The organism is Frankia sp. CgJB1 (genome assembly GCF_977947065.1).
Genome location: NZ_CDWTNB010000155.1, coordinates 1 through 9,656 on the forward strand (window position 1 = coordinate 1; position 9,656 = coordinate 9,656).

Annotated in this window: 8 protein-coding genes and 1 riboswitch; of the genes, 5 read left to right on the forward strand and 3 right to left on the reverse strand. The window is 69.9% G+C overall.

Annotated elements, in window-relative coordinates; all coding sequences use genetic code 11:
• Positions 1 to 49: 49 nt before the first annotated feature.
• Positions 50 to 718, forward strand: a complete 669-nt coding sequence (locus AC08OT_RS15900; protein ID WP_476596502.1) for a plasmid partitioning protein — start codon at positions 50 to 52, stop codon at positions 716 to 718.
• Between the two features lie 518 nt (positions 719 to 1,236).
• Here AC08OT_RS15900 and AC08OT_RS15905 read toward each other — a convergent pair.
• From AC08OT_RS15905 to corA, 3 genes are all read right to left on the reverse strand, one after another.
• Positions 1,237 to 2,343, reverse strand: coding sequence for a C40 family peptidase (locus AC08OT_RS15905; RefSeq protein ID WP_476594053.1), 1,107 nt, complete (start codon positions 2,341 to 2,343; stop codon positions 1,237 to 1,239).
• Positions 2,344 to 2,348: 5 nt separating this feature from the next.
• A riboswitch (cyclic di-AMP (ydaO/yuaA leader) is annotated at positions 2,349 to 2,523 on the reverse strand.
• A 344-nt stretch (positions 2,524 to 2,867) separates the two neighbouring features.
• A complete protein-coding gene (locus tag AC08OT_RS15910) occupies positions 2,868 to 3,254 on the reverse strand; it encodes a hypothetical protein (protein WP_476594054.1) in 387 nt (128 codons plus the stop codon).
• Positions 3,255 to 3,469: 215 nt separating this feature from the next.
• On the reverse strand, positions 3,470 to 4,732 hold the full coding sequence (gene corA / locus AC08OT_RS15915; RefSeq protein WP_476594055.1) for a magnesium/cobalt transporter CorA: 1,263 nt from the start codon (positions 4,730 to 4,732) through the stop codon (positions 3,470 to 3,472).
• 214 nt (positions 4,733 to 4,946) lie between these two features.
• Here corA and AC08OT_RS15920 point away from each other — a divergent pair, with 214 nt between their 5' ends.
• The 4 genes from AC08OT_RS15920 (at position 4,947) to AC08OT_RS15935 (ending at position 9,635) form a co-directional block, all read left to right on the forward strand.
• Positions 4,947 to 5,660 carry a PhzF family phenazine biosynthesis protein gene (locus AC08OT_RS15920; protein WP_476594056.1) on the forward strand — a complete coding sequence of 238 codons (714 nt, stop codon included), beginning with the start codon at positions 4,947 to 4,949 and terminating at the stop codon, positions 5,658 to 5,660.
• 203 nt (positions 5,661 to 5,863) lie between these two features.
• Entirely contained in the window at positions 5,864 to 6,622 is a 759-nt protein-coding gene (locus AC08OT_RS15925; protein ID WP_476596400.1) for a hemerythrin domain-containing protein, read from the forward strand.
• Between the two features lie 224 nt (positions 6,623 to 6,846).
• Positions 6,847 to 8,019 carry a PP2C family protein-serine/threonine phosphatase gene (locus AC08OT_RS15930; protein WP_476602974.1) on the forward strand — a complete coding sequence of 391 codons (1,173 nt, stop codon included), beginning with the start codon at positions 6,847 to 6,849 and terminating at the stop codon, positions 8,017 to 8,019.
• A complete protein-coding gene (locus tag AC08OT_RS15935; protein ID WP_476602975.1) occupies positions 8,019 to 9,635 on the forward strand; it encodes a sensor histidine kinase in 1,617 nt (538 codons plus the stop codon). The genes AC08OT_RS15930 and AC08OT_RS15935 overlap by 1 nt, the downstream gene beginning before the upstream one ends.
• Positions 9,636 to 9,656 lie beyond the last annotated feature (21 nt).

Below are 9,656 nucleotides of genomic sequence, written 5' to 3' on the forward strand. Positions count from 1 at the left end.
TGATCAACTTATTTAATGAAGATCCCTTTGCGGCGTTTCCCGGCCGGCGGTGTGGTTCGGTTGGATCGTGGTGTCGAATCCCCTCGCCGGATGGTGGGGCAAAAACAAGAGAACCGTGCTCATCGTCGGTGTCGTGATCGTGGTTGCCTGGGGCTACCTCGGGACCCGTGACCGCCCGAGGACCCAGCGGGTCAGCCTGCCCGGCGACTACGCGTCGGCGGGCCGTGAGCTGCTCGTCCAGGCCCCGTCCGATCCCGCCAACCCGCTTCCGCTGGTGTTGATCCTGCACGATGACAACGCGGACGCGAAGTCACTCGACCGGCAGAGTGACGCCGGCAAGCTCGCGAACTCCCGCGACTTCGCGGTGGCCTTCCCGGAAGCCGTGGGCGGCACGTGGCGGATCGACGGACCCGAGGGGGCGGACGTGCGCTATCTGCGCGACGTGGTCCGCTTCGTCTCCACGGAACGGACCAAGGTGGATCCGGACCGGGTCTACGTGTGGGGGATCGGCGAGGGTGCCCGGCTGGCCCTGGCCGCTGCCTGCGCCCCGGGTAAGCCGGAATTCGCCGCGGTCGGCGTCGTCGGGCAGTTCGACCCGGAGCCCGGGCCGAACTGCCAGGACCGTGTCCCGGAGGGCCGGGCCCCGGAGGCCTCCTGGGACCGGAAGGTCAGCGAGGCCCTGTGGAAGTTCTCGTCCGGTCACCGGCTGGGGGCCTGACCGCGGCGCCCGCGAGCGGGCCGGGCTGTTTCCCGCACCGGGCAGAGACTGAAGGCTGAAGTCCGCCGATGCCGCCGGGAGGGGGGTAGCGGCATCGGCGAACCTGGTCGGCTGGGGGTCCGAGGCCCGCCGGCCTTCCCGTGCGGATGGGGGGGGATCCGAGGGAAGGCCGGCGGAATCGGGGGCCTTCCGGCCGGACGGACGTCAGATGGGGGGGGAGATCTGACGTCCGTCCCACCGGAAGGAGGGCCCGTCCGGATAGCTGGAAAGGAACCATGTAGGCGGGTTGTCGGGCGGTGACAGGGCCCGCTTGCTGGTCTGTCCGCGGCTTCGCCGGTGGGTGGGAGTCCCGGGCCCGGCTTTCACGGCTTCGGGTCGGTGCCCGGAGGGGAGGCCCGGTAGCCGGCCGCTGGTGGAACGGCAGGGCTCGTGCGGTCCGCCAGCCGCGAAGGCGATCCACCGGAGCCGGATGAGCCGTTGCGTCGGCATGAGGGCGGTGCGCCGGCTCCGACCGGCTGCTAGAGGATCCGACCGACGTAGTAGGAGGTGGTATAGATCTTCTTGAGCGACACGACGTCGCCGGTGCGCGGCGCCACCCACATCATGCCGTCACCCGCGTAGATGCCGGCGTGGTAGATGTTCCCGGGTGTCCCGAAGAAGATCAGGTCGCCGGGCTGCTTGTTGTATTGCGACACCCAGATGGCGGCGGCGAACTGGGCATCGGTCGTCCGCGGCACGCTCCTGCCGAGTTGCTTGAAGATGTACTGGATGAGGCCGGAGCAGTCGAACGAGCTCGGGCCCTCCGCACCGTAGACGTAGGGCTTGCCGGCCTGCAGGGAGGCCAGGTAGACGGCCTTCTCCCCGAGGGAGCTCGACGGGACCGGAACCGACGTCTGGCCCGCGGCGTCCCCTGTCGCAAGGAGATCCGACCAGGCGGCGTTGCGGACGGGCTGGGGGATGGGTGCCGGCCGTACGCGCAGGGTGGCGTCGTTCGCCGAGCGGGCGGACTGCAGGGCGTCTGTGCCGTCGAAGACCGCGGTGACGTTCGTGGTGGTGAGCACCCGGGCCGTGTAGGAAGTGTAGCCTTGGGCATTAGTGTAAAGGTGCTTGAAGGTGGCCCACCCGGTGGGGAGCTTCACTTGCACCTTGACCAGCTGGTTCGCCAGTGGTTCGTGGGTCTGCTCGTTGTAGAGCGAAAAGCCGATGTCGATCGGCTGGTCCGCGTTGACGGTCACCTCGGGGTTGGTCACCCGGAGACCGACCTGAACCTTGCCGGTTAAGGGCGGGGCGTTGACACCGCCCGCCGTGCCGAGCAGGGAGGTGGAGCCGTGGGTGCTGACCGCCGCCGCCGCGATGCTGCCACCCAGGGCGGCATGGGAGCCGATCTGCGCGGCGAGGGTGATCGGAGCGGTGTTCGGCTGCTCGTCCTTCGCTGCGTCGGCGTTGATGTCGGTGGCGCAGCCGGCGAGAGCCACTCCGGAGACCGCGACGGTCCCGGTGGTCAGGGCGGCGAAGGCCCGGGCCCGGGCCCGGCTGCGGGCGGCCGGGGGCGCGGAGGGTGCGCGATGACGGCCGCGACCGGCGCCTCGCGTTTCTTCGTCGAGCTGCACGCTTTGCGCGGACAACGGTGTATTCCTTCCCGTACGCCTGCGAAGTGAGCTGTCGGGTTCGGGCTGGGCTGCCCGGCTCTCGCGTGACCTTCACGCGTCGAGCTTCACCCCTAGGTCGATACCGCGGATCGGTGCCGGCCGGTGGAGGTGGGTCCCCCGCTCCTGCCCCTGATGACGACTCGGAGGGGACACCGGGGCCGGGGGCAGGACTCGGCGTTCGGCCCCGGTGTTGTCGTGACGTCGGCGTGAGACTAGTCCACTTGGACGGGGTGGGTAAACACTAGTCCTTCCCAACTACGGCGAGTGTGCGTTGAAGTTCCCGTCGCGCGACGTCGGCGGCCCGCTCGGCCGGCCGGGCTGACCGGGCGGGCCGAAGGCCCTTCGCACTCCGGTTGTCCTGCTGGTTTTTCGCTGCGTAGGGGGTCCGTGGCGGCGGCCGGTCCGGGTGAGAGGCGGGCGGGCGGGTAGCCCTCCCTCGGCCCGTGGGCGACTTTTGACTACTTAAAGTAGTTGGCGGGCGAGGTCGGGCGTGCACCCCCTCAGCGGGACCGGGAGCTGCGGCGGGTGAGGAATCCCGCCGCATCGAGCACCTGGAGCTCGACCGCGAGCTCGTGGACCTCATGGGGCAGCGAGCGATGGTGCGCCAGCGCCTCGACCGCGGCGCGGGCGTGGCCGGCGAGCTCGTCGAGGGCGTGCTGGCGCTGGCGCATCCGAGCCCGCTCCTCCTGGATGGTCCGGACCGTGTCCTCCTGCCACCGGCGGGTCCGGATGAGATGCTCGCTGGCGTCGGCGGCCTGCCGCTCGGCATCCTCCAGCCGGTTGAGGAGCGCGTCGAGGGCCTCCAGCCGGCCGGCGAGCTCCGCGATGAGATCGCCCCGATCAGGCAGGATGGCTGTTTTATGACTCTTGGGGTCAGACGAGGTCATGGAGTCCCCTGACGGGTGGGGGGATCGGCGGGGACCGCACCGAGCGGCTGGCACGAGACCCGGTTGCTCCGACACGGTTGGTAACGGTAACCGACGTGGCGGGCCAGGGGTAACCCATCGTACGGATACGTCGCGTCAGCCAACTGATAGTAAAAAGGGACTATGGATCTGCCGTCATTGTCGTGGTCCCTGCGCGCATAGCATGCAGGTCGGTGTCAGAACCAGCCGTTGCGCTTGAACGCACGGTAGAGGAACAGGCAGATCGTCGTAATGACGGCCAGGATGGCCGGGTAGCCCCACGTCTGACGAAGCTCCGGCATGTGGTCGAAGTTCATCCCGTAGATCCCGGCGACGGCGGTCGGGACGGCGCCGATCGCCACCCAGGCACTGATCCGTCGCATGTCCTCGTTCTGTGCGATCGTCACCTGCGTCAGCGTCGCCTGGAGCACGGAGGAAAGCAGCTCGTCGAAGTGAGCTATACGCTCGCTGACCTGCTCGAGGTGGTCGGCGACGTCCCGGAAGTAACGGCGCATCGCCACGTCGACCATCGTGGGGGCGTCCGTGGTGAGGGTACGCAACGGGCCCGCGAGCGGCAGCACCGCGTGCTTGAGCTCCAGAAGCTCGCGTTTCATCTGGTAAGCGCTTTCCGTCGACGGCTTCTGATCCCGATGGAAGACCCCCGCCTCGATCTGGTCGACGTCGGCCTGGATGCTTTCCACGGTGCGGACGTAGTCATCCACAATGCTGTCGCAGATGGCGTGCAGCACGGCCGTCGGGCCGTGCCGGAGCATCTCCGGGTTGGCCTCCAGCCGGCCGCGCAGCTTCGTCATCTCCCCGTGCCTGCCGTGCCGCACGGTCACGACGAAGTCCTCGCCGAGGAAGATCATAATTTCGCCGGTGGTGACTACCTCGGAGGTGCTCGTCATCTGGGTGTGCTCCACGTAACTGGTCGTCTTGAGCACCATGAACAGGTGGTTCTCGTATTGCTCGAGCTTGGGGCGCTGGTGGCCGGTGACCGCGTCCTCCACCGCGAGCTTGTCCAGCCTGTACTCCTCGGCGATCGCGGTGAGCTGCTCGTAGCTCGGCTCGAACAGGCCGAGCCAGGCGAACCCGCTGCGTTCGGACCGCGCCAACCGCAGCGCGTCGGCCTGGTCGATGTCCGTGGTGACCCGCCGGCCATGGCTGTACACGCCGCAGGCCATGACGCGCCCGTCCGGCGTCCGCGGTAGCCCGGGGCGGGGCACCTGGCGTCGTTTGCGACCCACCCGGACTAGGGAGACCGGACGGGTCAGCGCGCCGGCGAGCTTATGGGCGTTGGCCGACGCCTGCTCCAGGGCGTCCCCCAGCACCTCCCGGACGGGATGCTGGCTGCCGTGGTCGCCGCCGTCCGGGTGCGCGCCGTCATCGTCGCGTCCCCGGCTCTCGCGTACCGTCTCGTCGCGTACTCTTTCGCCCGGCACCGCATCGTCCCGCATCATTGCCTCCTTCCCTGCCGCCGATCCATGTCCACCTGTCGGCATTTCCCACGACCTTCCCGCTGGTGAACCTTCATGGTGACAAGTCGGTGCCGGCCGTCCGGAGGCGATCCGGGCTTCACCGTGGACGCGGATGCCTGGCGACTGTGCCGGCGGGGTGCCACGCGAAGGGTGAGACACACGTCCGGCGTATGGGATACCTCACAGGGAGGATCGAGTGATCGGGATCGAGGTACGCACGCTTCGGGTGTTCGCCGACGAGACGGGCGCCGGCGGCAGTCTGCTCGCCGTGGTGCTGGACGCCGCGAAGTTGCTGCCCGACGCGCGGGAGCGGTCCGTCGTCGCGCGCCGACTAGGCTGCTCCGCCACGGTCTTCGTCGACGACCCGGAGCTGGCGGAGCTGGCCACCTTCACGCCCGCCGGGGAGCTGCCCCTGGCGGGACACGCCCTGGTAGGGTCGGCCTGGCTGTTGGGTCGGCTGCTCGGTGGCCATCCGGAGATCCTCCGCCCGGCCGGCGGCGAGGCGGTCAGCTGGCAGGAGCAGGGCCGGGTCTGGGTCCGCAGCGCCTTGGCCGCCGTGCCTTATTGGTGGCATGAGATGCTTGCGGACCCGTGCCAAGTCGACGCGCTCGACCTGCCCCGTCCACCCGGCGAGGACCTGACCCAACTCTGGGCGTGGGAGGATGAGCCGGGCGGGGTCGTGCGGGCCCGGGCCTTCGCCAGCAGGCACGGCGTCACCGAGGACGAGGCCTGCGGGTCGGCTTCCATGCGACTGGCCGCGCTGCTCGGGCGGCGGCTCACCATCCGGCACGGTACCGGTTCGATTGTGCTCGCGCAGCCGGGTCCGCCCGGCCACGCCGACATCGGCGGCCTGGTGGTCGAGGATGAGACGCGGTTCCTCGCCGATCTCGACGAGTTCCTCGCCCGGTGACGGTGCCGTCCGGCGGAGCCACGGCCGGACACCACAGGGACCAAGTCTGAGAGTCAGGTGCCGAGCGAGGCGACTGGCACCTTTTGTGGGTACCGGGTTACGGCTGCGTGGTGGCTGCCGAGATGCGGACCGGGTCGGATAGGCGTAGCTTGGGCTTCCGGTAGCTCTCCGCTGGGTATCTGCCCATGGGCTGCGAGGTGGTCATGGCCGAGACGTTGGCGACCTTGGTGGAGGCCGCGCATCAGGACGCCGTCCGTCTGATCGAGCTCTCGCGCAGCGCCGACGCCCACGGTGACGTGGGTGGTCCGTCGACCGACCCGCGGCAGGCGCTGCATGCCAGCGACGCGGCCGTGGCCGCCGTCTCCGCACACCTGAGCGCGATGGAGTCGGTGGTCTACCCGGAGATGGCCCGCCGGGTCGTGGGTGGCCGGGCGCGGGTGGCGGACCTGGGCCGCTTGGCGCGGCGCTGCTCCTCGGTGATGCGCGGCATTGAACAGTACGTCCAGGGGGACCTCAACCGGCCCGCGGAGCCGGTCGCGAACCTGCGCCGGGATCTGGCCGCGTTGATGGTCGAACATGCGACGCTGGAGGACGAACTTCTGCGTGAGCTGATGGCCGAGCTGTCCGACGACGAGCGCCGGGATCTCCTCGACCGCTTCTCCGATGCGATGCGCCACGCTCCGACCCGACCGCATCCGCACCTCCTGCACAGCAGGCTGTTCGGTGGAAGCCTGGCGGCCCGCCTGACGGGCTACTGGGATCACCTGCTCGACGTGATGGACGCTCGGGAGGTACCCGGCGCGCCGGTGCGGGCCCCGGTGCCCGCCGGGCTGTGGGGCTGGTACCTGCTGGGCCGTCCCACGGCGCCGGTTCCGGGTGAGACCCCGCCAGGGAGGGAGGGCGCGCAGGGCCGCGCTACCGGCAGCCACACCGATGCTGATAGCCACACCGCCGCCCGTTGATCTGTCCTGGCGACTGCCGTCGTTCCCGTGGGCCCACCATGTCTTTCTGAGCCCGGTTTTCCTGAGCCCGTCGCGCTCCGTCTTCTTGGCCGCGGTCCACTCCGGTTCGGCGTTCCGATGCGCACGGGCGCTGTGGTCGTGCCATGCTTCGGGTCCGGGTTGGGCCGGTATGGCCTCGTGTCGTGCAATGCCGAGGAGATGTGTCAGGAACCGAGAGCAACGCGATGCGGGCGCCGAACGCTGATCCTGCGGAAGTGATCTGGCCTGTGCTGTTGGTCGAGGACGATGATGCCGACGCCTATCTGGTGTCCGAGCTCCTCGACGAGGCCTCCGCTCCGGTCGAGCTGACCCGGGTGCGCACGGTGGCCGAAGCCGCCCGTCGCAGCGAGCACGTCGCGTGCGTGCTGCTGGATCTAGGGCTGCCGGACAGCGAGGGCCTGTCGGCGCTGCGCCGGTTGCTCACGGTCGAGGCGGGAGCGCCGGTCGTGGTGCTCACCGGTCTGGTTGACAAGTACCGGGGGGCGCAGGCGGTCGCCGCGGGCGCGCAAGATTACCTCGTCAAGGGCCAGGTCGACGGGCGGGACCTGGTCCGGGCCGTCCGGTACGCGATCGAGCGCAAGCGGGCCGACACCGCCGCGCAGGCGCTGCGGGAGTCGGAGCTGCTGGCGGACGAGCGGGCCCGCCTCGAACGCGGCCTGTTACCCCGGCCGCTCATCGACGACGGCCGGTTGCACCACGACGCCCGGTACCGCCCCGGCCGGCAGCAGTCCCTGCTCGGCGGGGACTTCTACGACATGGTGTCCACCGCGGACGGCACGCTCCACGTCCTGCTCGGCGACGTCTGCGGGCACGGCCCGGACGAGGCAGCGCTCGGGGTGAGCCTGCGGATCGCGTGGCGCACGTTGGTCCTTGCCGGTGTTCCGGAACCCGACCGGCTCGGGTATCTCCAACGCGTGCTGGTGAGCGAGCGGGAACAGGACGAGATCTTTGCGACGGTGTGCACCCTCGCGATCGCTCCCGAGCGGACCTCGGCGCGGATGCGGCTGGCCGGTCATCCGCCGCCGGCGCTGTTGCATCCGCGGCTGTCGGCGCTGCCGGGCGACGTCGTCGGCCCGGCTCTCGGCATCGTCGACAACGATCTCTCCGAGGAGGTGCGGATCGAGCTCGGGCCGCACTGGGCGCTCCTGCTCGCCACGGACGGCCTGCTGGAGGGGCGGGAGGGACCGGGCGGGGAACCGTTGGGCTGGGAGGGCGTGCTGCCCGAGATCGCCAAACTTTGGCCCGCTGACAACCCCGACGGGCTGCTCGACGACCTGATCGACCGGGTGGAGGCGCGCAATGGCGGCCCGCTGACCGACGACGTCGCACTCCTGCTGCTGATCTGGGGTGCCGGCTGATGCCGGAGCGCACCCACCCGAACGTTACCGATGAGGGAGCGGGCGACGCGGGGCTGAGCGGGGCGGTGGAGCGGGGCCGGGTCGGGCCCGTCTGGCGCCTGCGCCGTCGACTTGAGGTGACCTACATGGTGGCGGCGATGGTGCTGATGATCGTCGCTGGTCTTGTCGTCTCGTCGTTGGTCCGGCTCGACGACGCCCTGCACACGCGCAGCGACGTCCTCACCCCGGCTCTGCTGAGCTCCACCGAGCTGGTCTCCAGCCTGGTCGATCAGGAGACCGGGATGCGGGGCTACCTGCTCCAGGGCAGCGAGGACTTCCTGGAGCCCTACAACGAAGGGCGCAGGGCCGAGCGTAGGCTGCTCGCGGACCTGCACCGACGGCTTGTGGAGCGCCCCGTCCTGCTGGCGAGGCTCGCCGTGCTGGAGGACCGGATCCGGGCCTGGCACGGCGACTACGCCGATCCGGCCATCAACGCGGTGCGGGTGGGCGGTCCCGCGGCGGCCCGCCTGTTGTCACCGGAGTTCGGCAAGACCCGCTTCGAGGCGGTCCGCGCCGCGGCCGGGGACCTCGAGGCGGACCTGCGGGCCAAGGAGGTCCGGGCTCGCCAGCACGTCACGGCGGCGCTCCGTTTCCTGATCTTCGCGCTGGTGACCGGCGCGGCTGTCATGGCCATACTCCTGGCGGTCATCGCGCGGGCGCTACGGTCCTGGGTCACCCGCCCGCTCGAACGGGTGGGCGACGATGCGCGGACCGTCGCCTCCGGACATCTCGATCACGTGGTCGAGCCGACCGGTCCCCCGGACATCGCCTCGCTCGCCGCCGACGTGGAGTCGATGCGACGCCAGCTGATCGGGGAGCTCGGGGTCGCGCGGGCGGCGCGGTCCGCGGTGGAGGCGCAGGCCGAGGTGCTGCGGCGCTCCAATCGTGACCTGGAGCAGTTCGCCTATGTCGCCTCGCACGACCTGCAGGAGCCGCTGCGGAAGGTGGCGAGTTTCTGCCAGCTCCTGGAGCGACGCTACGGTGACAAGCTCGACGAGCGGGGCATCCAGTACATCGCTTTCGCGGTGGACGGCGCGAAGCGGATGCAGCAGCTCATCAACGATCTGCTGGCCTTCTCCCGAGTCGGATGGACTACTGACGGTTTCGTCGATGTGCCCCTGGGTGAGATCTTCGAACGGGCGACGGGGGCGCTGTCCATCGCGATCGAGAGCGCCCAGGTCGAGGTCACCGCGGATGATCTGCCGGTCGTGCGCGGGGACCCCGTCCTGCTCACCCAGCTGTTCGCGAACCTGATCGGGAACGCGCTGAAGTTCCGGGCCGAGACGGTTCCCGCCGTGCATGTCGGTGTCGTCGACCGGGCGGACGAGTGGGAGCTGTACTGCGCCGACAACGGGATCGGAATCGATCCGGAGTACGCTGAGAAGATTTTCGTGATCTTTCAGCGGCTGCACGGCCGGGATGTCTACGAGGGCACGGGCATCGGGCTGGCGTTGTGTCGCAAGATCGTCGAGTTCCACGGCGGCCGGATCTGGCTGGACGGCGCGGTGAAGGACGGAACCACCTTCCGGTTCACCTTCCCTAACCGGAGACTGCCAACGGCCAGAGACCCGCCATGAGTCGCCTCATCGCCTCGTTCT